This window comes from Chitinophaga sp. (assembly GCF_019236475.1).
GTDB lineage: Bacteria > Bacteroidota > Bacteroidia > Chitinophagales > Chitinophagaceae > Chitinophaga.
This window is the reverse complement of sequence record NZ_JAFAIX010000005.1, coordinates 187804-213975: the sequence shown is the minus strand read 5'-3', so window position 1 is coordinate 213975 and position 26172 is coordinate 187804. Positions and strand designations below refer to the sequence as shown.

Genomic DNA, 26172 nt, shown 5'->3' with positions numbered 1-26172 from the left:
ATTTTAGGGTTTTGCCTGATTTTTGTGCTAATTTAAGGACTACAAATTAAAGAGAATAATTAATTTATGGAGGACTCCCCATCATTTAACGTCAACAATTTCCATACCGATTACAAGGCAGCCGTACTGGCGGCGGAGTTAGTGGAAGCCGGATTTGATTTCAATCGTTTATTTATATGGCCGTCAGGCAGCAACAGGCGCAATTTTGCGAAAGATGTACTGAGTGTGGAGTGGTATGCCCCTGATGGTGGATACAAGGATTATCTTTGTATTAAGAGTAGTAGAGAAGGGATGTATGATATGTTGCCCGAAGGAATTTTCCATACGGCTGTTCCTTATTCCTCTACTAGAAGTACCGAAGAGCTGATTGATCAGATAAAACTACATAAAGAGCAGGAAAAGCATGCGCGCAAATTCTTTCTCCCCCTGGAAGCGGAAATAAATCAATTCCGCGTACTCATCGAACTATACGAAAACAAAATCGATAAGAAGAATATCTACAACGACCTGGTAGAAATATTCCGACCAGGCTGGGAAATATTTGAATTATTAGACCAACAACAAGCAAATATATTCTTACATCTTATACCAACACTACACGATGCAAAAGGCAACCTGGAAAAGCTAGAGCAAGTATTGGGATTGATGTTGCAAATGCCAGTTAGTGTGAAAGTAACCAATGGACAAGTAAGAACTGCTGCTGTAGATAGCATCCTGGGTGAAAGTAGACTTGGTATTGACTTGGTAGCCGGAAATGCCTTCCTGGAAGGAGATAACGAGGTATTGATACAAGTGGGGCCAATATCTCCTACAGCGGTCATTCACTTAATGCCTGGTGAACGGCTGGAACAAATAGTGCGGTGGTTGGTCAGTTATTTTGTTCCTGCAGATATGGAAGTGCGTCTAGAAACGGAGATTTCAGAAAAACGGATGCAGTTGGAGGAAAGCGTGTTGGGCTATACTGCATTTATCTAAACGCTTCTAACTGCCGTCCATGCCCATCGGGCATGGGACGACGAAAGAAATAAAAAATCCACCTTACTTTTTCTTCTTAGACCAAATCTTTTTGGTTAATTCGAAAAAGTCTATTATTGGTTGCTGAGTACAAATATCTGCATAGTCATACCAATACTCATACGCCTCATGCCGCGAGCCCAGAACGATATCTTCCGATAAGAAACCTGCTGGAGGGGTATGTCTTTTTTTAACAATCTCCGCAGGTAAATATGGGTTGACTGCAATCGCATCTGTTAACAATTGTTCTGCGCTTTTTTGCTTTCCATCCAAAACGGCCAACAATAATTTTCCATATGAAAATTCGATGGAATGTTCATGCGGATAGGTATTTAATAGTGTTTTTGCAGCACTATAATCCCTTAGTGCAAAGAGACATTCCAGCTTCAAGTGCCTGGCTCCTTGGTTATCCGTTGGATTTAATTGAAGCATTTCATTAAACACTTCAATAGCTCTGTCAAATTCATCATTAAATTGCAGCTCTAGACCCCATAAATGGCATGCCCTCAGATATGGCCTGTTATTAGTCACATACCAGGAAAGCCGAGCGTTTTTTACCTTGAATTCTTTTGGAAAGCACTCTTTGCCTAGTCTGTATGACTTTTCAGCGACCAGATAGCTCTCAAACTCCTTTTCCTGGTTCCTAAAAGCGACAGACAAATGGTTGTAAGCATCCAGGTGATAGGGGTGCTCCTTTATGATTTGCTTTAGAATTAATTCAGAAAAAACATCATTTGTATCCAGCATCCCAATGGCGGCGGTATACTGTTCCAATGTTTTATCATTGTAAAAGTCTTGTGGATGAATGAATTCCCATTCATTCTCCATGGATTTCTCAACTCGTGGTTTAAGGACCATAACGATATTGGTAATTTTGTAACAAGATAGGGAACTTAAGTATGGAAACATGAACATATTGTCATATTTTTCCGCCCATGAATATGCATTTGTTTGAAAAACTGCAGCGCGACGGAAGTTTATCCCCAGCTTCCGCGGAAAAAATACATAGTGCCGCTGCAACAAAATTGTTTAGCCTCCACTGGGAACTGAAGACCATTCTTTACCTGGGCGTATTGTTGTTGAGCGGCGGTTTGGGAATCCTCGTGTATAAGAACATCGATACAATAGGCCACCAGGTGATATTGGCTGCCATCGCTGCCGCCTGTGCGGGATGCTTCTATTATTGTTTTAGACACAGAAATCCTTTCTCATGGCAAAAAGTGGCATCTCCTACACCGTTCTTTGACTATATCTTATTACTGGGCTGCTTGCTTTTTGTAACCTTTATTACCTATCTCCAAGGGGCCTACGCTGTATTTGCCCACCATTATGGAACGGCTACCTTCATCCCCTTAGTAGTGCTCTTATTCAGTGCTTATTACTTCGATCATATAGGCGTCCTGAGCTTGGCTATTACAAACTTTGCCGCATGGCTGGGCGTGAATGTTTCGCCCTATGCTTTGATCAACGGCTTCTCTTTAGAAGATACGCATCTCATCAATACCGGTGTCTTGCTTGGCATAGGTCTGATCCTTGCAGATTTCCTGAGCAACCATTATAATAAGAAAGCACACTTCGGGTTTACTTACCGCAACTTCGGTACGCATGTATTCATGGTTGCTTGTCTGGCTGGGATGTTTAGCAGTCGTACAGGATCTATGGGAGACAACAAGTACTTGTTCTGGTTCATGTTATTGGCAATAGGCTGCTGGTGGTTTCTCAAAGAAGCTTTCAGGCATAATAGCTTTTATTTCCTGCTCATCGTCTCACTCTACGCTTATATCGGACTGAGTTACGTCGTGCTTCGCCTGCTTTTCCAAGGAGATAATTTGGAAGGGATTTATGCAGGCTTTCTCTATTTTATCATCTCCGCCGTTGGGCTGATCATCTTCCTTGTAAAAGCCAATAAAAAGATCAAAAATGCTAGCGTATAATAAAACACAGTTGGATAATCTTGAGATTATCACAGCTACCGAAAAAGCTTTCAAACAGCAATACATCACCGGGGAGGAAAGGGATAGCATTGTCGCGGCGCATCCGGTGAACTTATATACACCGAATATATTCCTGCGCGTAGGCATCTTCATCCTTACCACGATCATTGCTGCATTTTCACTGGGATTACTATCCCTGATGTTGCTCCATGGGGGATCGGAAGAGATATACAGAGGGTTACTGATTATCTTTGGTATCCTATGTTATGGTGCCGCTGAATGGTTGATAAAAGAAAAGCATCACTATAAGTCCGGTGCAGACGATGCGCTCATTTACTTTAGTAGCATCTGCATTTTCTGCGGCATTACGTTGATGAATCATTATATTTTATCGGACCGTATAATGGCGCTTATTATTGTGATACTCGGCACTTACTTTACTCTTCGTTTTGCCGACATGATCGCCACAGCGGCTGCTTTCGTAGGAGTCATGTATCTGTTGTTCAGCTATCTTCATAATCCTTGGATAATGATGGTGGCATCGCTAGGTATCTATCTGCTCGTTATCAAGCTGAAAAATAAATACTATGCAAATAATAGTATTGTCTTACAAGCCCTTTCTCTACTCACCTTATATGCCGCGGGGAACTATTTCATCGTGAGGGAAGTGACAGAGCAAAATCAGCAAATCTTCTGGGTCAGCACTGTATTGATACCGCTTATTTACCTCTTCTTGGGTATCTATAAAAAAGACAGAACCCTGCTCCGTATTGGACTTATCCTCATCGCTGCGATGGTATTTACAATCAGGTATTATCACAGCATTGCGCCACTGGAAGTGGCGATGACCTTTGCCGGTGCAGGTATGATATTGATCGCGTATATGCTTCTACGTTACCTGAAAACGCCAAAGAATGGCTTTACTTCGGAAGAAATAGATGATGAACAAACAGGTGCTATACAATTAGAATCTTTAATTATTGCCCAGACATTTCACAAAACTGGAGCCCCAGAAAAAGATCATTTCGATTTCGGTGGCGGTTCTGGTGGTGGGGGAGGAGCGACGGGAGATTATTAAGGACATTCCAATATTTACCTAAGAAAAATTTTAAATAAAAATGACAAGGGCACTGAGTACGTCGGTGCCTTTGTCATTTTCTTTGAATCGCTATCCTAGCAAGTTCTTTCTTCAGTAAATGAATACCTTTGCTCCTTCCTTGTTCTGTAGATTGATCAATTAGAGAAAATATGAAGAAAGACCCTCAGTACATTTTTTTAAAAAGCATATTCGGGATCAGTAGTGTTCTTATTTTGGGTATTACATTATATCTCAGGGCAGGATTAAATAAGGATGAAATTCAAAAGATTACTGGTAGAATAGCCTATCTGGAAAAAACTTATGGTAGCTATCCTCTTGCTAGAGAGATGGGGAAATGCCGTTATATCAAGCTTGACAATTATGCTGATGTGTTTGAAATTTTTATAGGGAAAGATAGAGGGGACTTTACACCGGATCTTGAAAAGATGGATAGTCTCAGAGCCGGGGATGAAATCACGATTTATTTTGATAACCAGGTGGGGCCTCAAGATAATAATATCAATGCCGCGGTGAGGTTTATAGATAAAGGTAATGAAGTGGTGTTTATCAGAGGAACCTGGATGAAAGCAATTGCTGGCGCAGTTCTAGGAATCGCTATGATTGCGTTGATGCTGGTATGCATACTTAAAGTAAAAGGAAAATTAGTATAAGATGCTTTAGAAGTTCTGTGAAGAAGGGTAGATAGTAGGTATCCTTTGTCGGAATTTGGATAATAGAATAAAAAAAACGCATCAATATCGTGATACGTTTTATTATTCTATTACAGCCTTACTCAACATTTCTATAAAAGGTAGTGCCCCCTTGTAATCTAGACTATCATATTCCAACCCAAGCAACCGTATGTTGCTATAGTATTCCTGATGATGTAAATAATAATACTTCTCTGATTGTACAAACCACGCCTTCGGCCCCAAATGCTGCGCAAGAAACCATTTTTCGAGCAACCTGCCACTTCTACCATTGCCATCATTCCATGGGTGTATTTTTACAAATACAAGGTGAATCATGCTAGCAAAATAAAATACAGCCTGTATATCTAATGGCTGTTTCAAGAGTGTCTCAATATCGTTATATAACTTTCCCATTTCTGTATTCACAATAAATGGAGAAGCAGCTACATACTCGATTCTACCATCTTCGGTAGTAACATACATATTTTGATTTCTGAAACGTCCTTGCCAGTTTTTAGATACAATATGCTTAGCCAGAATTCCATGTACTTTTGAAATATTATCCTTAGTAGGAGGATGGTCTTTGGCAAATTGATAAGCAAGATATAAGTCGTCAATCTTTCTGGTATAGTCTGGTTGAAATGCAATACCAAACCTTTTATGTTTAATGTAAGAATCTAATTCAATAGGTTCCCCTTCAATTTTACTGGAGTAGACGGATGCGACTGAAGTGTAAAAACTGAAATCTGCATTGGATAATTCAGCATCCTCCAACTTTGAAAATGCTGTAGTGAGCGATCCTTCACCAACCTTATCCCTGAAGTTCTTCAACAGGTCATCATTTAATATTTGAAGCTGGTAAGTACTCATAATTATGCAAAGAATGGTTAAGGAAAACGGGTCTCTGTAAGAGTAGAAATATACAGATTAAATAACAAACAAAAAAGGCACCGCTCTCGCGATGCCTTTTTAAATCATTCCAGAACGCCAGTTCTGATCTGTACCCCAGATGGGAGTTGAACCCACACTCGCATTGCTGCGAACGGGATTTTAAGTCCCGCGTGTCTACCAATTCCACCACCAGGGTATCAAGGTGTTAAACCTTAGAGCGGAAGACCGGGCTCGAACCGGCCACCCCGACCTTGGCAAGGTCGTGCTCTACCAAATGAGCTACTTCCGCTTATCTTTTAAGAACTTTCCCAAGAGCCTTACCCAGTGTGGGTTTTTTCGTTGGGATTGCAAAGATAGGAATCTTTTTGAATTTACAAATTTTTTTTCAAATGATTCAAAGAAATTTATGCATTAAGGATTAAAAGTATAATTATACTTTACCATCCCCAACAGCTCTTTCCCTTTACCATAGCAGCTTTCCCGGTCAGGAAGGCCGTTCCCCTGGTAACTGTATTCCCATACAGTATAACTGGAATTAGCAGTATTAATGGACGTCATTTTCTTCAATTGCTTCCCTTCATACTCAAACATATAGTCCGGCAACATACGTTTCTTCGCTGCATTATAACTGTATATGTCCGTTAATTGACCATCCTGGTCATAGTTGTAATAGGTGCGTTTACCCACTGCCGGCTGCTCCTCCACTACACGTCCTTGCTCATCTGTCTTGAACTTCACTACCAATGAATCATTACTAACACTCTTTTTCCGTACCATCAACTGCAATCTACCTGCAGTGTCGTACTGATAATTACGGGTCTCTTCAAACTTTAACTTGCTGTCCAACGCCTGTGAACTGCTGTTCACCGCCAATAAACGACCACTCTCATCATAACGGTACTGGGTAATCGTAACGCTGGCAGTAGTACTGTCTACCGTCTTGGTCAATAAACCTTTACTGGAAAAACTGCTGATTAATACCTCATACCCGGTAGCACTGCTGTTGGTAATAGCCCGCAGTTGATGGTAGGTTGGACTTAACAACCGTACACATTTAAAGTCCCTGTCCACCTGCATAGAGGGGTCAAAGGTCTGTACCATCTGGGAAGATACCTTCTGTTGCTTCAGCAGGGCCAGATTGGCAATCGTACGCTGAGTATTCACTATGTCCTGGAAATAATATTGACTGCTTGCTACTTTGGCAATGCCCAGCAAACATACCAGTATGGTCATTAATCGCTTCATGTAGAGATGTTCGGCTTTTGCGTTTGCAAATTAAACGTAAAATTCAATTTAAAATTTTTCAGATGTTTGTTTTTCTGTCGCAAACGCTGTCTGAATTATTTTTATATTTTTGTCCCGCCAATAATCTAAATCTAAGTGAAAACGCAACCTTTACGTTCAGATAACCACTGCCTTAACTGCGGATATGTAGTACCCGAGAGATTTTGTAGCCATTGTGGACAGGAAAATACCGTACAACATGAGACTTTCGGTCACCTGGTAAAACACTTCGTGGCGGACATCTTTCACTATGATTCCCAGTTTTTCCTTACCCTCAAATACCTGCTTTTCAAACCAGGATTCCTCACCAGGGAGTATATGGCTGGCAGAAGAGTCAGATATGTAAACCCAATTAAATTATACGTATTTGTCTCTTTCGTCTTCTTCCTGACGGCTTTCAGCGTGTTTTCTAATAAAATCATCAATATTAATTCTGGTGAATCGAATTCCTTCAGGAAACATAAAAATAAACCTGTAGCGACCCATGTAACTGATTCTACAGGGAATCTGCAATCAGACAGTTCGGATGCCCCTAAAGATCCTAAAAAGAAATCGGCTCATATAACAGTTGCTACTAGTAATCAGCTTTCAGACAAAAGGGAGGAGGCAGACGATACTGACGATGCGGAAGCTGGCGCTTATAGGTATCATGCGAAGGTAGATACCAACGCTTCAATCAATAGTCCAACTCATACTGCTGCTGCTACACAAAAGAAAGCCCACGATACGCCACTAACAAAAGCACTCGCCGCGATACCACATGATTCGACCGCCGAAGAACCGGATGAAGACAGTATCCATAAGGACGAAGTAGCAAAAGAAGGAGATAAGGCTACCGCCGATGCGCTGGGAGAGGAAGGACACGGTCCAAGCAAAGACGAAATGTTACAAATGAGTCCTGGTGTGAAACAGTACATGGCTGGTCAAGCAGCCCTGGAGCCAGCAAAGCGAGACAATAAAATTCTAACCAGTTTCCATATTAGAGTACTTTTCATAGTAGACCTGTTTACAGGCAACCTTCGCAATCAAAGTGCTGTCGGGATGAAAATCAAAGAAAATCTGATTCATAACGCACCTAAAGTAATGTTCGTCCTGCTGCCATTATTTGCACTGCTCATGAAATGGAGTTTCCGAAAAGACAAGAAATTGCTCTATGCAGATCATGCGATTTTTGCATTGCACTTCCACGCTTTTATGTTCATTGCAATGCTGGTAGGCGCCTTACTTTTCTGGATATGGCCTTCATTCGATGGTTTCGGATGGTCCCTTTGGGCTTCATTCTTTTACCTAGTGCTGGGATTATATAACAACTACGGACGCTCATTCAGAAGAACCCTCTGGAAAGCTTCCGTAATCTGGTTAACTTACATCACATTGGTGGTGTCGGTGTTATTTGTGGTTGGGACGTTAATTTTTGCAGTATTTATGTAACTTCCATCTATGCAACCAGAACTAATTATCATACACCAACAAGTGGCGCCCTATGTTGCGCACATCCAGTTAAACAGACCCAAAGACCTCAACGCGCTGAACCTCCAACTTATGGGAGAACTCCGCGATGCACTCAAACAACTGGAGGCCGACAATCAAGTGCGCGCCATCGTGCTCAGTGGCGATGAAAGAGCCTTCGCCGCTGGCGCTGATATCAAACAAATGATGGGAAATTCCGCCATCGATATGTATAATATCGATCAATTTTCTACCTGGGATACCATCAAAAAGATTAAAAAGCCCATTATCGCTGCAGTAAGCGGCTTTGCCCTCGGCGGCGGCTGCGAACTTGCCATGCTTTGTGATATGATCGTTGCCAGCGAAACCGCCCGCTTCGGCCAACCTGAAATAAAACTAGGCGTGATGCCCGGCGCCGGCGGTACCCAACGCCTCACCCGCGCAGTTGGTAAAGCCCTCGCCATGGAAATGGTACTCACCGGTCGGTTTATTACTGCCCAAGAAGCCCTCCATGCCGGTTTAATCAATCGTATCGTACCCGTAGAACTCTTCCTCCAGGAAGCCATTAAACTGGCCGCAGAAGTTGCGGCGATGAGCCCCCTGGCCCTTAAAATGGCCAAAGAAGCGGTCCTCAAAGCATTCGACTCCTCCCTGGAAGAAGGCCTCGTTTTCGAACGCAAAAATTTCTACCTCCTCTTCGCCTCCGATGACCAAAAAGAAGGTATGAAAGCTTTCGTAGAGAAACGACAACCCGATTTTAAAGGCAAATAATAAAATAATATTAAACTTTTTATTATTTGATTTGTTAACCCTCCAGAAACCAGACAATCAGGATGGTGGTACCTGTTTGATCATGGTCATTCACCTTTTATGCTAAAACTTCATCCACATTTTGCCAGGCTGTTATTGGTACTATTGCTGCTGCCCGGCGCCGTTACCCATCAATCCTGCAATAGCCGTGTCCAACAGGTAAGAGCCATCGTTTTTTCTGAGGAACTCACCCCGCCAGAAATGGATACCATGCAAACCATCAAGGATACCATCCATGCGGAAGTCGTCAATTCCTGGCATTCATTCTATATCCTAAACGGCAAATACCCGGAAGACATTGAACTGTTGGATATGGAACCCCTGAGAACCAGACTTACCAAACTGCTGGGAGTTAAAATGCAAGAAGATTTCCTGGAACGCTTCGATGTAACACCCCCACTGGAAGTGGAAGATCATATCCTCTTCGATGAAGGCTATGAAGTCGGACATAAAGATGAAACCGCAGCAATAGCGGTAGATATGAGTGATGATATCATTTACGTAGGCATGTATATAGGCCACCATCTCCGCATCTTCAGTGAGAAAGGAGATACCCACTATCCCCAGAAATTCCAGGCCTGGATACAGCAATACAAGAAATAACAGGCTAACTATTTTCTTGCCTCTCGTCCCCAAAAGTAAAAGATTGTATCAAAAGGGCATGTTGGGCAATCATTCATCAATATTGCCCAATGGGCATGAAGGCAAAAATTCTACTGTCTGTTGTCCCTGCCCGCAGGGCAGGGACAACGAAAAAATAAAAAACCGGAATTGACGTCGACAGACGTCAATTCCGGTTTTTTGATACAGTTATTTATATCGGAAGATACTAATTAAACTTATTCTTCAACGCCGCCAACTTCGCCTGGAAATCATTCAGTGGCTCTTCTTTACGGGCAGGTTTATCTTTACGCTGCTCTTTACGAGGACCAGACTGCTGCTGTTGATGTCCACTAGCTTTCTCATTGCTATCTTTCATAGACAGTGAAATACGCTTGCGCATTGCATCTACCTCCAGTACAGTTACCTGCACTTTCTGATTGAGTTTCACTGCTTCGTTAGGATTGCTAATGAATTTGTTGGAGAGATGGGAGATGTGTACCAATCCGTCCTGCTTCACCCCAATATCTACAAAGGCGCCAAATGCAGTGATATTCGTAACTACGCCCGGTAATACCATGCCTGGTTTTACATCTTCTATTTTGTGGATACCTTCTGCATATTCGAAAATGCTGATCTCATCCCTTGGATCACGACTAGGTTTTGCCAGCTCTTTCAGGATGTCTTCCAGGGTAAGCAGCCCCACTTCTTCGTTGATATAATCTTTAGCATTGATTTTCTTACGCAGATCGTCCTTGCTCATCAGCTCCTGGATAGTACAGTGCTGCTTAGCTGCCATCTCGGCTACAATAGCGTAACGCTCAGGGTGTACAGCAGAGTTATCCAACGGGTTATCGCCATTTTCAATACGCAAGAAGCCCGCGCACTGCTCAAATGCTTTATCTCCCAGTCGGTGTACTTTCTTCAACTGCATACGGTTGCTGAATGCGCCGTTTTCCTTACGATATTTAACGATATTCTCCGCCAGGGATGGACCCAGACCGGAAATATACGCCAACAGATGCTTGGACGCAGTGTTCAGATTCACACCTACATTGTTCACACAGCTTACTACTACGCGATCCAGGCTCTGTTTCAGGTTCGACTGATTCACGTCATGCTGGTATTGACCTACGCCAATGGATTTCGGATCAATTTTCACCAATTCTGCCAGCGGATCGATCAATCTGCGACCAATAGATACCGCTCCACGAACAGTTACATCCTGGTCAGGGAATTCCTCACGAGCTACTTCAGACGCAGAATATACAGATGCACCGCTCTCATTTACCATGAAAACGTTGATCTTTTTACCGAAATCTATTTTCTTTACAAATTCTTCTGTCTCACGACCTGCAGTACCATTACCCACTGCGATAGCCGCGGTGTCATAACGATCAGCCCATTTTTTCAACAGCGCTTCTGCATCATCACGTTTGTAGTTCTTTTCCAGTGGGAAAATAACATCGTGATCCAGCATATTACCCTGGTTGTCAAGTGCTACGATTTTACATCCAGTTCTGTAACCTGGGTCAATGGCGATCACAGCTTTAGGCCCCAATGGAGCTGCCAGCAGTAACTGACGGAGGTTCTCCGCAAATACGTCGATGGCTTCGCCGTCTGCTTTTTCTTTCGCGCCAGCACGGAATTCATTTTCCAAAGACGGACGCAGTAAGCGTTTGTACGCATCTGTTGCGGCTTTGCCTACTTGCTCAGCAGCAGCGCCTTTACCAGTAACAAACTGTTTGTTCAGAATGTCCATGGCATCTTCTTCTACTGGTGCAATGGAACTGAACAGAATTCCTTCGCTCTCTGCACGGAGAATAGCCAACACCCGATGGGATGGCATCTCCCTTAAATCTTCTGCAAACTCGAAATAATCCTTGTATTTGTTTCCTTCTTCTTCCTTGCCTTCCACTACTTTGGAAGTCAACTTACCAGTGTGGGTAAAGAGTTTACGCAGTTTGTCCCTGCATTCCGCGTTCTCATTGATCCACTCTGCAATGATATCTCTGGCTCCTTTCAGTGCTTCTTCTGAAGTAGCTACCTGTTCGTTGATAAATGTTTCTGCTGCAGCAGTGTTCCCGTCTTGTTGGTCAAACAACAGTTTGGCCAGTGGTTCAAGACCTTTCTCAATTGCAACAGTGGCGCGGGTCTTGCGTTTTGGTTTGTACGGGAGATAAATGTCTTCCAGTTCTGCAAGTACCCACGTCGCTTCCAGTTTTTCCTGGAGCTCTGGGGTCATCTTTTCCTGCTCAGTAATGGTTTTGATGATGAACTCGCGGCGTTCGTCTACTTCTTTGTAACGCTTCTGCAAATCCTCGATCCTGCCAATCTGCACCTCATCCAAACTGCCTGTCACCTCTTTACGGTAACGGGAAATGAAGGGTACGGTAGAGCCTTCAGACAACAGATTCATCGTATTCTCCGCCTGCCTGGACGAAATACCCAATTCCGATGAAATAAGTGCAATGTGTTTCGGATTCATGTCTAATTCATTTTGGGATGCAATTCAATGCTGCAGGCAAATCAATCCTGCCCTCACAGCAAAAACAAATCGCTAATTTATAGCTCGCAAATGTAACTAAATTGGCCTTTTTCCCAAGAAAAAGAAATTCACAGTTTCTGGCTTGCTTATTGCTCGGTTCAGCCCTCTTTTGATGGACTTTTTTTATTTATTTTTACGGCAATATGGAAAAGATAGCCACTTTTGACAGATTACTCCAGATCATGGACGATCTGCGGGAAAAATGCCCCTGGGACCGGAAACAAACCATCCAGACACTCCGCCAGCTCACCATCGAGGAAACCTATGAACTGGCAGATGCCATCACAGATGAAGACTGGAAGGGAATTAAGGAGGAATTAGGAGATATCATGCTCCATATGGTGTTTTATGCTAAAATAGCGTCTGAAAAGCAGCTTTTTGATATAAATGATGTCATTAACGGAGTGTGCGATAAGCTGATCGCCCGCCATCCACATATCTACGGCGATGTTATCGTGGCCGATGAGGAAGAGGTAAAACAGAACTGGGAAAAACTGAAACTGAAAGAAGGAAAGAAATCTGTTCTCGGCGGTGTGCCTAAAGCCCTCCCTGCACTGGTGAAAGCCATGCGTATCCAGGAAAAAGCCAAACAAACCGGCTTCGAATGGGAAACCAATGACCAGGTATTCGATAAAATCCAAGAAGAACTGAAGGAACTGGAAGATGCCGTGAAATCCGGTAACCAGGACCACACAGAGGAGGAGTTCGGAGATGTGATGTTCTCATTAGTGAATTATTCCCGATTCCTGAATATCGATGCGGAAAACGCCCTGGAACGTACCAACCGTAAATTCCAACGCCGCTTCCAGCATATGGAGGAACTGGCCCTCTCCCAAGGAAGACGTCTCAACGATATGTCTCTAACGGAAATGGATACACTATGGAACCAGGTAAAAAAACTGGAAAAAGCTTAGTCCAAATATTTGTCTCTTGATCGACGCTAAAGAAATACGCCTCTTCTTCCTGCGGCACGGTTACCTGCTGATTATAGCGGCATGGCTGTTCACCTTCGCCTTCCTCTTCAGCAACTACTGGTCTTATTACTCCTCGCCACAGGGAGTGCAACACAGCCTGGAAAAAAGTATCCGGGAAAGAGAATCTGCATTCAATACACTGCTGAAAGATACAGCCGTCATTAATGAGCTGTTTAGCAGAACCTATTCCGAAGCCACTATCAAAAATATGGTGGATAAGGAATACCAAGTATTTGCATATGACTCCACCACTACGGAAGGCTCCTGGCTTACTTTCTGGAGTTCCAATACGGTCCAGTTGGATAATGTGCCCAATAATTTCCGTACAGGCGACTATTTCCTGAAACTGAAAAATGGCTATTATGAAGTGCTGGTTCGCCCGGTGATGGCGCCGAAAGGACATGTGCGCCACCTCGTAGGATTGATCCCTGTACGTATGGAATATGCCCTGCAAAACCATTACCTGGTCAATCATTTCTACGATAAGCCCGCCCTTGGTCGCGAATATCAGATTCATATTTTCCCGCAGCATTATATGGCTTCTGAACATATTGTGCTGCCCGTCATCAATAGCAATAATAAAACGCTCTTCTTCCTGGATTACGATAAATCCTCGTACTCCCGACCGCCGAACCTCTTCAGCGTTATATTCCGGGTGCTAGGCAGTATCTGTGTCCTCATTTTTATCAATCTGTTTGTTACCCTGCTGGCTAAAACCACCAATCCACTTTACGGCTTCCTCTTCTTACTGGCTGTGGTAGTTGGTCTACGTGTGCTCAGCTACGTATATGCCTTCCCATTCAATATGCGGGCGCTGAATATCTTCGATCCCAGCATCTACGCAAAAGACGAAATATTCCGATCCCTCGGCGACCTGGCCATCAACGTTATTCTCGCTTTCTGGATGATTGTTTTCTTCCGAGAACACGTGAAAACCATTAACCCGCCAGTGATCAAGAAACGCTGGCAACAAAGTCTGGTCATTATTTTCGCCAGTCTCGTGCTCTATGTGGTGGAACAATTCTTGGCAGATCTCATCCAGTCATTGGTAATTGACTCTCGTATATCCTTCGACGTTACTAATTTCTTCAGTCTAAATGAATATAGTGTCATAGGCTTTGTGGTATTGGGTTTCATCTCTTTTACCTTCTTGTTTTTCTCACAGATCATCAACTATCTGCTGAATGAACTGACCAACTTCCGCTATCGTACTAAATATATCTGGCTCGCTGCTGTAGGGATTCTCTGGATATTATTCCGACTGAACAATCCGGATATTCCTTTCACGGTGACCATGGTAATATGGCTCCTGCTGTACATCGTACTGTTGGACTTTATTGCAGACCGGTTCGAAAGTACAGTGGCCACGGTGCCTTTCCTCTTTTGGTTATTCCTACTGACGGTCACCACATCGGGAACCATCGTCTACTATAACAATCAGAAGGAAATCACTGCACGTGTGAGTTTGGCGAAAGATCTTTCCAAACAAAAAGACCCTTACTTAGAAATTCTCCTGAATGATATAGGTAAGAAAATGGAGCGCGATGAATACCTGCAGGCATTCTTTGATCACCGGGAAACCGTGCCTAGTAAGTCGGAGCTGGAAAATGACCTGATGCAGAAATATTTCCAGGGATACCTGAGTCGTTTCAACGTCACCTTTTATCCATATGACGAGAATGGTGATCCAATCTATGCATCAGATACGATCAGTTACATCACGTTCAACCGGCATATGCTGTATGACTCGGAAGCAGCTCCGGTGCAGTTGGGAGGTAACGACTTATATTATTACGAAAAGAGCTTCAAGCAATATAGTTACATCGGGAAGAAAGAATTTTATAGTCCTGTAGATCATGCTGGTGTTGGTTGGTTATTGTATGTCATTACTCCGAAACTAACTACCACAGATCGAATATATCCTGAATTGCTCGTAGAAGGGGAGATGACAGATGCAGGTAGAGAAAACGTGTCTGCCTACTCCTATGCCATATACGATAAAGGTATATTGGTCAGCAATAACAATGATTTTCCTTTTCCTATCCGGTTATATGCCCATGATCTGCCACCTTCGGATGTCTTTGAGCGCCGCGATAGAGGCCGATCTGAGCTGATTTACAAAGCCTCTCCAGATAAGGTAGTACTGGTAGTTAAGGAGAATAGGGCTTTTGTAGAATTCATTGCGCTCTTTGCGTGTATGTTCTGTTTGTTCCTGTTGATTATTGTCATCTATAAACTCTTTGACCTCCTCATCAAAGCGAGGATGCGTATCAGTAATCTACGTACGCTTGTCAAGATCAGTATCCGCAGGAAAGTACATGGAACCATTATTTTCATCGTTGTATTTTCCTTTATCATCTTGGGTCTTACCACTATCAAATTCTTTATTTATCGCTCAGAAGTGCAGAATAAAGAGAAGCTAAGCAAAGCGATGGGAGAGGTGGCCAATGATGTAGAAAAAGTTTTTGATAACCAACAAACCCACGATCAAGTAGGAGATATATACGATTCTCATCTATTAGTGCAACTCAGCAATTCCCTGGCGAATATCGCAGATGACCGCGCCCTTGATATCAACGTATATGATCGCGATGGCAATCTGCAAATCACCACGCAGCCGCTAATGGTAGAGAAGGGGCTCATTTCCAAGAAAATGGACCCGTTGGGATATTATCAACTCTATAATCAGCAGTGGATACAATTTATTCAGTACGAGAAAATCGGCACTATGTCGTTCCTTTCCGGTTATATGCCGCTCAGAAACGACAATGGGGAAGTATTTGCTTATCTGAATGTGCCTTATTTCGCTACCCAAACGGAGTTGAAGCAACAGATATCAAGTTTCCTAGTAGCGTTGATTACGTTCAATGCCTTTATATTCCTGATTGCAGGTATCATTGCATTATTGATTACAAACTCGATTACCCGTTCTTTCTCGTTGGTAACGGAGAAATTGCGTCACGTGAATCTCGGACAGCGTAACGATGAAATTGAATGGGATAAGGATGATGAGATCGGAGCATTGGTGAAGGAATATAACAAGATGGTGCGTAAGCTGGAAGTCAGTGCAGCCCGACTTGCCAAGAGTGAGCGTGAGGGTGCATGGAGAGAAATGGCGCGTCAGGTGGCGCATGAAATCAAGAATCCACTGACGCCAATGAAGTTGAGCATTCAATATTTACAGCGGGCAATCGTGGAAGATCGTCCTAACGTGAAGGAAATGTCCAAAAACGTGGCCAATACCCTCGTTGAACAGATAGAGCACTTGGCCAATATTGCGTCCGATTTCTCGGCTTTTGCACGCATTGGAGAGCCTAATAATGAAGTGGTGCTTGTGAATGAAGTGGTGCATAGTTTAACGGATCTATATCAGAGCGACCCGCATTGTGAGGTGATTTACCAGGAGCCAGACAAGAAATATTTTGTGTATGCAGACAAAACTCAAATGAACCGGCTGTTTACAAATCTATTGCAGAATGCGACACAGGCGATTCCTGAAGAGCAGGAGGGACGTGTATTGATTCGGTTCCAGGCTACCTATGATAAGTTCTTAATCGTGAGTATTGCGGATAATGGGGGCGGTATTTCTCCTGAAATCCAGTCTAGGATATTTGTACCCAACTTCACCACTAAATCCTCCGGAACAGGTCTAGGATTAGCGATGTGTAAGAACATTGTGGAACAGATGCGTGGCGAAATCTGGTTCGAAACCAAGTTGAACGAAGGAACTACCTTCTACGTAAAAATGCCTATCTACGAGGATTAGATAATATCGGGAGACAGCCAGGCCTTTGCCCACAGAGCTCTCGCAATATCTCCGCACACAGCGCTTGCGGCAGTCAGAGCGGAACTCTTCACGGGCATCATCTCCGCACTAGCCCCGCGCAGCGGCCACCCGTCAGGCTATCAACCGGCATAAAAAAACGAAAGGCGCTGAAACCTCAGCGCCTTTCGTTTAATAATTTTATAGCAGATTAAGCTTCTTTGTTACCAAAGCTGGCAGTAATCTTTTCCAACAGTTTAGTTTGTAGCATTTGCTCAGAGAGCGCCAGCATATTTTTAAAGGCAATGCCTTTGGAGATACCGTGACCGATTATAACGGGCTTGGATACACCGAGAACGGGGGTACCACCATATGATTCGAAATCAAATTTGTTGAGATAGTCGTCATTGATACCACGATTTTTAGCGATATCATAGAAAGACTCGGCCATTTTCAGGATAATATTCCCTGTAAAGCCCTCACAAACGATTACATCAGCTTTGCTAGTGAAAACATCTCTGCCTTCTACGTTACCGATGAAATTGATTTGTTTGTTTTCTCTTAAGAGCGGATAAGTCGCCTGTGCTAGCAGATTGCCTTTACCTTCTTCTTCACCAATATTCAGGAGTCCAATTTTTGGATTGGGTCTTTTTAAGATATACTCAGAATAGAGGGAGCCAAGTTGGGCGAATTGTGCTAGGTTTTCTGGTTTGCAGTCGGCATTGATACCCACGTCGAGCAGGAGGCCGTAGCTACCGTCTTCGCGGGGAACAGGAGTAGATATCGTAGGACGTTGCACACCCTCAATTCCCTTAATAGAATAATAGGTACCCACCATCATTGCTCCAGTATTACCGGCGCTAATGAAAGCGTCTACCTTTTCATTCTTTAATAAGTGGAAACCAATAGAAATAGAGGATTGTGGTTTCTCTTTCAGTGCCTTGGTAGGGTGTTCATTCATCCCAACAATTTGAGATGAATGAACAACTGAATATTTTGATTGGTCCAGTTGTGCTTCGGCGAGGAGTGGCGTGAGTTGTTGCTCGTCGCCAATCAGTACCAGATGCACATCTGATGCAACAGTGTCTAAATATAATTTTACTCCTTTTACTGCTTCTGTGGGTGCGAAGTCGCCGCCCATCATATCAAGCCCGATTCTCATGTAACTCAAGTTTGTTCTTGTTAGCTCGGGTAAAATAAGTAAAATTAATTATTTAGCTGCACTCTGTTTTTCCAACACTACTTTACCTTTGTAGTACAGTTTGTTTTCTACCCAATGAGCACGGTGTCTCAGGTGCACTTCTCCGGTTGCGCTGTCTGTGCTTAATGTATCCGCTACCGCCTTATAATGCGTTCTTCTCTTTGCTGATCTTTGCTGAGAATGTCTGCGTTTAGGATTTGGCATTTTATTTAATTTTTAATTGTCCTTAAATTTATCCAACCCTTTCCAGATTGGGTTATCTTTCTCTTTTGCCTGCTGGTTCATACGTTCCAGCATTTCTATCACCTTTGGATCACATCCGCTTTTGCCATCGGCAGTATCGGGATGTATGTGCTGCATCGGAATACTCAAATGTATAAACTCATAAATCAGGTCCGCCACATTTAAATGCGATTCCGTCCTCGATATATAAGAAACATCCGGATCTTCCTCACTCTCTGCCATTTCCTCCGGATTATCCACCAGTTTTACTACATGATGAAAATCGTCCCACAATTGCAGCTCGAAGGGCTCCCCACAACGATCACACGTTACCGTGGCCGTTCCTCCTATCTCAAACTTCAGCAGGAAGAAACTACTCTTCTTGTCCAGGCTCAGATTAATCGTCGCCTTCACATTGCTGAAGTCCCTCGGTCCCTCGTAGTTATCAAAGAAACTATCATCCACCTCATACTGAAATGAATGCACCCCAGGTTTTAATCCTACAAAGGCTATCTCATATTCTCGGAGTGGTTTCATAACAATATCCTCACTTTTAGAGGGATGCAAAGGTAATTAAATATTTGCAATTGCAAAAATTTCCTAAATTTGTTCACTATTGATATTATATTTATATATATATTTATATAGTAATAAAATATCAGCCATATTTCTGCTTTGCGGCACCTGGCGAGGATTACAAAGGTAGTCTTTTAAACCGGTATTCCACCCCCAATTTCGCAAAGTTTTATAATTGAAAACCCTTAGTCCCCCTATTCCATCAAAAAAACGATGAAGTCGATAGGAAAAAAAGCTAACAGAACAACTGCACCACCAGCGGGAAATACCACCAGTATTCCCGATCTGTTCGCTATGCCCATCAGCGCCTGGCTCCAGCAAACCAATGCCGGAATAATGGTGAATAACGAAAAATACCAATGCATATGGGTGAACGATGTCCTGAAACAACATATCGGCGATATCATCCCCTATAAAGCTGCCTGGTCTACCGTTATCAATATCCTGGCGCCACTACTCGCCGATCCAGAGGCGTTTAAAAAACAATTACGCACGCTCAGAAAAGATAAAAAACCTTGGTTCGGATGGGAACTTCCCTTCGCCGATGGCCACTATCGGGAAGTGACCCACTTGCCCCTCTTTGAAGGCTCCCAGTTTATGGGCAGCATCTGGCAAATCGTGGATATCACCCGCCGAAGAAGCGTGGAAGACGCCATCAGATGGAATGAGGAAAAATTTAGATCCGTTCTCAATAACCTGAACGCGGCCATGTGCGAAACAGACCTGGAAGGGAAAATTACCCGGGTCTATGAAAGCTTCTGCCGCCTCTCGGGATATAAAGAAGAGGAACTTATCGGCAAAAATATCACGGAAGTATTCGTGCCGGCAGAGAAAAGAACCTTTGCCAGAGCCCTCCGGAAAAAAAGATTAAACGATAATGTCCCGCTACTATACGACCTGGAAGTAGTCCTCAAAGACGGCTCCCGCCGATGGGTGCTCTGTAGCTCCACCAACGTATACGACCGCAATGGTCACATCACAGGCGGCGCGGCGGTTCACATGGATATTACCCGCCAAAAAGTACTGCAACAGGACCTGGAAAATGCCCGCGCCGCAGCGGAAGAAGCCCGCCAGGCCCAAAAAGAATTCCTCGCCAGCATGAGCCACGAAATCCGAACGCCCCTCAACGCGATCATCGGTATGGCCCACCTCCTCGAGGAAACACAACTGGACAACCAACAAAAGGAATATATCAACCTCCTGAAACATTCTTCCGGAATACTGCTGGGTATTGTCAGCGATATTCTCGATATTTCCCGCATCGAAGCCGGCGAATTACAGGTAAACCAACGGGAATTCCACCTGAGGGAACTGATTCAATCACTTAGACATACCTTTGAACTAAAACTAGGCCGCCGACCAGTGAAAATTACTGCGGAACTAGACCCTGCTATCAATACCTGGCTGATTGGAGATAATATGCTCCTGAACCAAATATTACTCAATTTGTTAGGTAATGCAGAGAAATTTACAACAGAAGGCCAAATCGCGATTCGAGTACAACAGGAAAGCTGGCTCAATAATAAAATGTGGATCAGCTTTCGTGTATGCGACACCGGTATAGGTATCAAAAAAGATAAATTGGAGCATATCTTCCGCAATTATAAACAAGCGGAAGGGGATATTCGGGAGAAATACGGCGGCACCGGACTCGGACTGGCCATCGCTAAGCAATTGGTGGAATTACAAGGCGGCACGATCGTAGTGGATGATGTACCAGGCTTTCAAACTGCTTTCTGCTTTACCCTGCCCTTCATGGATACCGGCAAACCACTGGCCGCCGGCAATCGCAATACAGGCAGAAAACTGCAACAACGCACTTTTGAAAATGCAAACATCCTGGTTGTAGAGGATAATCAAATGAACCTCCGCTACATCATGAGCCTGCTGCAGAAATATAAAATCAATTACAATGTAGCTACAAACGGACCAGACGCTATTTATTTCCTGGAATCCAGACAATATGACCTTATTCTCATGGATATCAGAATTCCTGGTATGAACGGCCTGGAACTGGCCCAGAAAATTAGGGCAGACGAAAACCTGCCAAACGTAGCCACCCCCGTGATCGCAACTACCGCCGTTGCTATGGAAAGCACCGCTACCATGGCCCGCGAAGCCGGCATCTCGGATATATTAACCAAACCTTATACTCCTGATCAACTGTTGCAGTTGTTCAACAAATATCTCAACGAAGACGAAACAGAAATTATAATGGAAGAAGTGCAGAATATCAGCGGCTATGATTTCAATCCCGACTTAAATGTCCAGTTCCTCAACGGACTGTATGAAAATAATATCTCCTATGCCGCCGATCTCTTCGAAATATTTATCCGTATCATCAAGGATGAAATGGCAAAAGTGGGGGAACAACTGGAAAAATCCGACTGGACTACCATGAAATTCAACCTCCATAAACTGAAGCCAAACTTCGCCATGGTCGGACTTACATGGATCACCGAAAAAATTCAAACCCTGGAAGGCATCCTCGTCACCGACCAGGATCAACGCAAGGACGAAATCACCCGCCTCTACAACGAGATTGTAAGTGAAATGAACAAATATTATCCGATAGTGAACGAGGAATACGAGAAAATGCGCAAATTCATCGAAACCAACGGCCTTTGATTTAATTAATAAGCTGCTAATATCTCCCTGACAGAACTGTAGTAGTTCCCTCCAAACAATAGGGTATGCACCAGCAACGGATATAACTGACATATCCCTATTCGCTGCTGCCAGCCCGGAGCTAAAGGATATATCGACTGATAAGCATAATAAAACCTGGTATCAAAGCCACCGAACAGTCTTGCCATGCCAAGATCCATTTCCCTGTGCCCATAATACACAGCCGGATCAAAGACACATGCCTTGCCATCAGCACCTATCAGGAAATTACCTGACCATAGATCGCCATGCAATAGTGCTGGCTTCTCCTGTGGAAATAACTTCGGTAATTGACGACATAACCGTTCCATTTGCTTTACTACACTGCTTTCTATGATGCCCTTGTCATATCCCAGTTTGGTGAGTGGCATCAATCGGTTAAAGGCATAAAATACCGACCAATTGGTATAAGGGGTGTTGTATTGCTTAATTGTTCCGATGTAATTAGGTGTAGGAAAACCAAATGTTTCGTGGGTTTGCATATGCTGACGGGCTAGTCCGGCCGCGAAATCTTCCCAGAAATCGCCAATTGCATTCCCTTTTTGTACAAATTCCATTAACAAAAAGGTCTTATTGCCGGCCGTTCCAGTGGCCATAGGGCGCGGTACAGCCAATGCCCTAGCTTTACGCAGCACTTCCAATCCTGCAAATTCCTGACGGAACATTTCAGGATACCTGGCGGCATCGTTTAGCTTAAGGAAAAAATACCCTTCGTTGGTGTTTATCCGGAATGTTTCGTTTATATCTCCGCCACCAACGCTTTTTGCCTCATTAATGTGTATTTTCACCTGCAGTTTTTCAGATATGGCTCCGCCAAGCAAAATTTGTAAAGATTCATCTATCATGCTCCTTCTTCTATGGAATTAAAAACCAAAATTAGAGTAAAGGTTATCCGTATTATACTAACACTGACGGCTATACTGTTGTTAAAAGGATTAATGGGCTGGAGTTCCCGGTTCGGATACTTCTACTTCAGTGGGTGGTATAAGTGGACCAGCGCGGTTTTCAGACAACTTACAGGTATAGTGCCTTTTAGTGTTGGCGACGTAATTTATACAGTGTGGATTATAACAGGAATATTTTATTTGTTAAAACTATGTTATAAACTGATTCGCGCGGAGTGGGGAAGGGCAGGTTATCAATTGCTGAAAGGCATTCATGCCCTGCTAAACCTCTATTTAGCCTTCCTCATACTCTGGGGTTTAAATTACGAAAGACAGCCACTGACACCGGATACAAAGCTTGTTTCTGGCCCTTATAATACGGATCAACTCTATCGTTTGTCGGATACACTGGTGCAACTGGTGAACCGCGACAAGCTCCTGCTGGGTGATACGCTGGAAGTCACTGGCGCTGACACCAGCAGCATTCCTGTTTTTAAAAGGGCTATTATGGCGTATGATGCTGCTTCCGGGAGATGGCCAGCTTTCAGGTATGAACATCCCAGCGTCAAAAAGGCGCTGTTCGGCGAGTGGCTGAATTATACAGGTACTACCGGTTATCTCAACCCATGGACCAATGAGGCCCAGGTCAACACGACCTCTCCGGATGTCATGCTCCCCTTTATTACCTGTCATGAAATAGCTCATCAGTTGGGCTACGCGTCAGAAGAAGATGCCAATTTTGTAGGCTACTTAGCCGCTACTAGTACTACGGATAGCCGTTTCCGTTATTCCGCTAACCTAGAAATGTTGCTGTACAGCGTTCGCCAATTATCTTGGAGAGATACCACCCTGGCCCACGAAGTATGGCATAAAGCAGTACCCGGAGTAAGAAAGGATTATAAGGCGATCGTGCAGTTCTATAGAAGGTATGAAGGGAAATTGGATGACTACAGTAGCATGTTCTATGATCAATACCTGAAGGCTAATAAGCAACTGAAGGGAATTCACTCCTATAGTGAAGTAACCGCTTGGCTGATTACCTACTTCGATATAAAATAAGACCAAGCTTTTCTCTTTTTTGTCGCCCCTGCCCGCTGGGCAGGGCGACAAAAAAAAGAAAATGGGATAACGTCGCAGACGTTATCCCATTTTCTTTTTTTTGATAGGCAGTGATGCTGCGCTGAGCATTTGGCCAGCCCATTGCATTATGTAAAGCCTGTCACACGAGGCCTGGCTGTCTCCCTAATTCATCATCAGCACATTCACACTACGCTGCAGGATATTAAATGCTATCTCCGCCATCAAGTTCTCCCGATCCAATGTAGGATTGACTTCCGTGATTTCAAAACAGCAAATCTTCCGATGCTGCATAAACTTCGAAATCAAGTCTTCTGCTTCTCTTTCACGTAACCCATTGCTCACCGGCGTTCCAGTACCCTTGGAAATGGAGGAATCCAGACTATCCACGTCAAACGAGACATAGATGTAATCACAATCACTCAGATAGCGGAAAACAGACCTGGAAATCGCTTCCGGTCCCTTTCTGCGCACTTCGCTGGTGGTGATCACCTTCATGCCATACTGTTTGATCAGATGGTCTTCTTCCTTTTCATAATCCCGCAGGGATATGAATACAATGTCCTCCGGTAATACCTTCGGCGCGATCTTACCAATATTTTTCAGGGCATTCCAGCTCTTGGCGGTCTGCTCATCAATTTCATGCACCTTACAGTCGATGTTATCTTCCGCAATAGCAGTGGCCAGCGGCATCCCGTGCATATTGCCGGAAGGCGTAGTATATGGCGTATGCAGATCCGCATGGGCATCGATCCATATCACGCCCAGCTTGGACTTAGGATGCGCCATCTTCAAACCCGCAATAGTGGCACCTGCGGTACTGTGATCTCCGGATAATAACACCGGGAACCAGTTGGCTTTCACAGTTTCAGAAACACTCTTGCTGATACGCTCATACATCGTGAGCAAACCTTTGATTCTTTTGGCGTAAGGCGATTCAATGGGTTCAAACAGCAGCTTGTTCTCAGTTTCGATGGCTTCTGTAGGAAAGTGAACAAAGAAGTTACTCATGAAATCCAGGGCGGCAATCTTTATCGCTTCCACGCCCAGACTGGCGCCGCGAGTACCTGCTCCTATCTCTGATTTTACTTCTATTATCTTGATATTCTTCATAAAAAGGGAATATGCTATATGGCAAGCTAAGGGATTTTACCTGAACCCCCAAAGCAGAGAGTCGCCCTGGAGGCAAAAAAGAAGATCGGTTTAATAAACTATATCCAATGTGGTAGCGTTATTGTAGCGATTTATTCAATAATCCCATCGATCTGGTATACAACATTGAATTTTATGAAGGGCATTTTTTTAGCTCCTTATTTATGGATAATTTGTGCGTATCACACTAAAACAACCAAACTTACATGGATTATCAAATCACAGAAGAACACCTCATGATACAGAAAGCCGCTCGCGACTTCGCTGTAAATGAGCTCTTACCCGGTGTAATAGAGAGAGACGAAAAACAACAATTTCCTGCAGAACAGATCAAGAAACTGGGAGAACTCGGGTTCCTTGGAATGATGGTAAGTCCTAAATACGGCGGCGCCGGTCTGGATACCATTTCCTATGTGATTGCAATGGAAGAAATTTCAAAAATAGATGCTTCTGCATCCGTAGTGATGAGCGTAAATAACTCCCTCGTTTGCTGGGGCCTCGAAACTTTCGGCACAGAAGAACAAAAACAAAAATACCTCGTTCCCCTGGCCAAAGGTGAGATCATTGGCGCCTTCCTTCTTAGTGAGCCGGAAGCCGGTTCAGACGCTACTTCCCAGCGTACCACCGCAGAAGATAAAGGAGACCATTATCTCCTCAATGGAACTAAAAACTGGATCACCAACGGTAACTCTGCCAGCGTATACCTGGTAATCGCCCAAACACACCCGGAAAAAGGTAGCAAAGGTATTAACGCCTTTATTGTAGAGAAGAAAAGTCCTGGTGTAACCGTTGGCGCGAAAGAAAATAAACTCGGTATCCGCGGTAGCGATACCCATAGCATCATGTTCCAAGATGTAATCGTGCCAAAAGAAAACCGCATCGGCGAAGATGGTTTCGGTTTTAAATTTGCCATGAAAACATTGGCTGGTGGTCGTATCGGTATTGCTTCCCAAGCCCTCGGTATTGCCAGCGGCGCCTATGAACTGGCTTTGAAATATTCTAAAGAAAGAAAAGCTTTCGGTAAAGAAATTTCCCAGCACCAAGCTATCCAGTTCAAACTGGCAGATATGGCTACCCGTATCGAAGCTTCCCGCCTGCTTTGCATGAAAGCAGCCTGGGAAAAAGATCATCACCTGGATTATACCCTCAGCGGTTCCATGGCCAAAGTATTTGCTTCTGAAACTGCCATGTGGGTGACCACAGAAGCCGTTCAAGTACACGGTGGTTACGGATTCGTGAAAGAATACCACGTAGAACGCCTCATGCGTGATGCTAAAATTACCCAGATCTACGAGGGTACTTCCGAAGTGCAACGCATCGTTATCGCAAGATCAATCCTGCAATAATCTGCCATAA

The 26172-nt window shown here is 43.8% G+C and carries 21 protein-coding genes and 2 tRNA genes; 12 read left to right on the top strand and 11 right to left on the bottom strand.

Annotation, left to right across the window (positions count from 1 at the left end; all coding sequences use genetic code 11):
- Positions 1 to 66 precede the first annotated feature (66 nt).
- Entirely contained in the window at positions 67 to 975 is a 909-nt protein-coding gene (locus JO154_RS08170; protein WP_291943591.1) for a type VI secretion system baseplate subunit TssG, read from the top strand.
- 63 nt (positions 976 to 1038) lie between these two features.
- Here JO154_RS08170 and JO154_RS08165 read toward each other — a convergent pair whose 3' ends face one another.
- Positions 1039 to 1872, bottom strand: a complete 834-nt coding sequence (locus JO154_RS08165; RefSeq protein ID WP_291943589.1) for a tetratricopeptide repeat protein — start codon at positions 1870 to 1872, stop codon at positions 1039 to 1041.
- Between the two features lie 77 nt (positions 1873 to 1949).
- Between JO154_RS08165 and JO154_RS08160 the strand changes: the two genes are divergently transcribed.
- The 3 genes from JO154_RS08160 to JO154_RS08150 all read left to right on the top strand — a co-directional run bounded on the left by JO154_RS08160 (position 1950) and on the right by JO154_RS08150 (position 4697).
- Positions 1950 to 2948, top strand: a complete 999-nt coding sequence (locus JO154_RS08160) for a DUF2157 domain-containing protein (RefSeq protein WP_291943588.1) — start codon at positions 1950 to 1952, stop codon at positions 2946 to 2948.
- Entirely contained in the window at positions 2935 to 4026 is a 1092-nt protein-coding gene (locus JO154_RS08155; RefSeq protein WP_291943586.1) for a hypothetical protein, read from the top strand. Before JO154_RS08160 ends, JO154_RS08155 begins: the two co-directional genes overlap by 14 nt.
- A 170-nt stretch (positions 4027 to 4196) precedes the next feature.
- Positions 4197 to 4697: a hypothetical protein gene (locus tag JO154_RS08150; RefSeq protein ID WP_291943584.1), complete on the top strand. Its 501-nt coding sequence runs from the start codon at positions 4197 to 4199 to the stop codon at positions 4695 to 4697.
- A gap of 102 nt (positions 4698 to 4799) precedes the next feature.
- On the opposite strand, the gene JO154_RS08145 is transcribed toward JO154_RS08150, so the two are convergent.
- From JO154_RS08145 to JO154_RS08130, 4 genes are all read right to left on the bottom strand, one after another.
- On the bottom strand, positions 4800 to 5588 hold the full coding sequence (locus tag JO154_RS08145) for a Fic family protein (protein ID WP_291943582.1): 789 nt from the start codon (positions 5586 to 5588) through the stop codon (positions 4800 to 4802).
- A gap of 131 nt (positions 5589 to 5719) precedes the next feature.
- Positions 5720 to 5805: transfer RNA gene (locus JO154_RS08140), tRNA-Leu, on the bottom strand.
- Positions 5806 to 5825: 20 nt separating this feature from the next.
- Positions 5826 to 5898: transfer RNA gene (locus JO154_RS08135), tRNA-Gly, on the bottom strand.
- 122 nt (positions 5899 to 6020) lie between these two features.
- Positions 6021 to 6854, bottom strand: a complete 834-nt coding sequence (locus JO154_RS08130; RefSeq protein ID WP_291943580.1) for a hypothetical protein — start codon at positions 6852 to 6854, stop codon at positions 6021 to 6023.
- A 135-nt stretch (positions 6855 to 6989) separates the two neighbouring features.
- Between JO154_RS08130 and JO154_RS08125 the strand changes: the two genes are divergently transcribed.
- From JO154_RS08125 to JO154_RS08115, 3 genes are all read left to right on the top strand, one after another.
- Complete coding sequence (locus JO154_RS08125) at positions 6990 to 8324, top strand: DUF3667 domain-containing protein (protein WP_291943579.1); 1335 nt, start codon at positions 6990 to 6992, stop codon at positions 8322 to 8324.
- Between the two features lie 9 nt (positions 8325 to 8333).
- On the top strand, positions 8334 to 9113 hold the full coding sequence (locus tag JO154_RS08120; RefSeq protein ID WP_291943576.1) for an enoyl-CoA hydratase-related protein: 780 nt from the start codon (positions 8334 to 8336) through the stop codon (positions 9111 to 9113).
- Between the two features lie 99 nt (positions 9114 to 9212).
- The gene (locus JO154_RS08115) at positions 9213 to 9755 is read left to right on the top strand and encodes a hypothetical protein (protein WP_291943573.1); all 543 of its coding nucleotides are present in this window, start codon (positions 9213 to 9215) and stop codon (positions 9753 to 9755) included.
- Between the two features lie 226 nt (positions 9756 to 9981).
- Here the strand turns inward: JO154_RS08115 and JO154_RS08110 are convergent, their stop codons facing one another.
- Positions 9982 to 12240, bottom strand: coding sequence for a Tex family protein (locus tag JO154_RS08110; protein WP_291943570.1), 2259 nt, complete (start codon positions 12238 to 12240; stop codon positions 9982 to 9984).
- A gap of 203 nt (positions 12241 to 12443) precedes the next feature.
- On the opposite strand from JO154_RS08110, the gene mazG reads away from it, so the two are divergent.
- Positions 12444 to 13214: a nucleoside triphosphate pyrophosphohydrolase gene (mazG, locus tag JO154_RS08105; protein ID WP_291943567.1), complete on the top strand. Its 771-nt coding sequence runs from the start codon at positions 12444 to 12446 to the stop codon at positions 13212 to 13214.
- A 16-nt stretch (positions 13215 to 13230) separates the two neighbouring features.
- A complete protein-coding gene (locus JO154_RS08100; RefSeq protein WP_291943565.1) occupies positions 13231 to 17040 on the top strand; it encodes a HAMP domain-containing sensor histidine kinase in 3810 nt (1269 codons plus the stop codon).
- 208 nt (positions 17041 to 17248) lie between these two features.
- Here JO154_RS08100 and plsX read toward each other — a convergent pair whose 3' ends face one another.
- Genes plsX through JO154_RS08085 form a run of 3 tightly spaced genes read right to left on the bottom strand, consistent with a single transcriptional unit; the run spans position 17249 to position 18997 of the window.
- On the bottom strand, positions 17249 to 18199 hold the full coding sequence (plsX, locus tag JO154_RS08095; RefSeq protein WP_291943563.1) for a phosphate acyltransferase PlsX: 951 nt from the start codon (positions 18197 to 18199) through the stop codon (positions 17249 to 17251).
- 48 nt (positions 18200 to 18247) lie between these two features.
- A complete protein-coding gene (gene rpmF, locus JO154_RS08090; protein WP_073079237.1) occupies positions 18248 to 18442 on the bottom strand; it encodes a 50S ribosomal protein L32 in 195 nt (64 codons plus the stop codon).
- Between the two features lie 12 nt (positions 18443 to 18454).
- A complete protein-coding gene (locus tag JO154_RS08085) occupies positions 18455 to 18997 on the bottom strand; it encodes a DUF177 domain-containing protein (protein ID WP_291943561.1) in 543 nt (180 codons plus the stop codon).
- Positions 18998 to 19249: 252 nt separating this feature from the next.
- Between JO154_RS08085 and JO154_RS08080 the strand changes: the two genes are divergently transcribed.
- Positions 19250 to 21664 (top strand): response regulator, encoded by a 2415-nt coding sequence (locus JO154_RS08080; protein WP_291943559.1) that lies wholly within the window; start codon positions 19250 to 19252, stop codon positions 21662 to 21664.
- Between the two features lie 5 nt (positions 21665 to 21669).
- Here the strand turns inward: JO154_RS08080 and JO154_RS08075 are convergent, their stop codons facing one another.
- Positions 21670 to 22548: a fructosamine kinase family protein gene (locus JO154_RS08075; protein WP_291943557.1), complete on the bottom strand. Its 879-nt coding sequence runs from the start codon at positions 22546 to 22548 to the stop codon at positions 21670 to 21672.
- 12 nt (positions 22549 to 22560) lie between these two features.
- Between JO154_RS08075 and JO154_RS08070 the strand changes: the two genes are divergently transcribed.
- Positions 22561 to 23646 (top strand): DUF3810 domain-containing protein, encoded by a 1086-nt coding sequence (locus tag JO154_RS08070; RefSeq protein WP_291943554.1) that lies wholly within the window; start codon positions 22561 to 22563, stop codon positions 23644 to 23646.
- A 183-nt stretch (positions 23647 to 23829) separates the two neighbouring features.
- Here the strand turns inward: JO154_RS08070 and JO154_RS08065 are convergent, their stop codons facing one another.
- On the bottom strand, positions 23830 to 24777 hold the full coding sequence (locus JO154_RS08065; protein ID WP_291943551.1) for an arginase: 948 nt from the start codon (positions 24775 to 24777) through the stop codon (positions 23830 to 23832).
- A 245-nt stretch (positions 24778 to 25022) separates the two neighbouring features.
- On the opposite strand from JO154_RS08065, the gene JO154_RS08060 reads away from it, so the two are divergent.
- Entirely contained in the window at positions 25023 to 26162 is a 1140-nt protein-coding gene (locus JO154_RS08060; protein WP_291943548.1) for an acyl-CoA dehydrogenase, read from the top strand.
- The last annotated feature ends 10 nt before the right edge of the window (positions 26163 to 26172 follow it).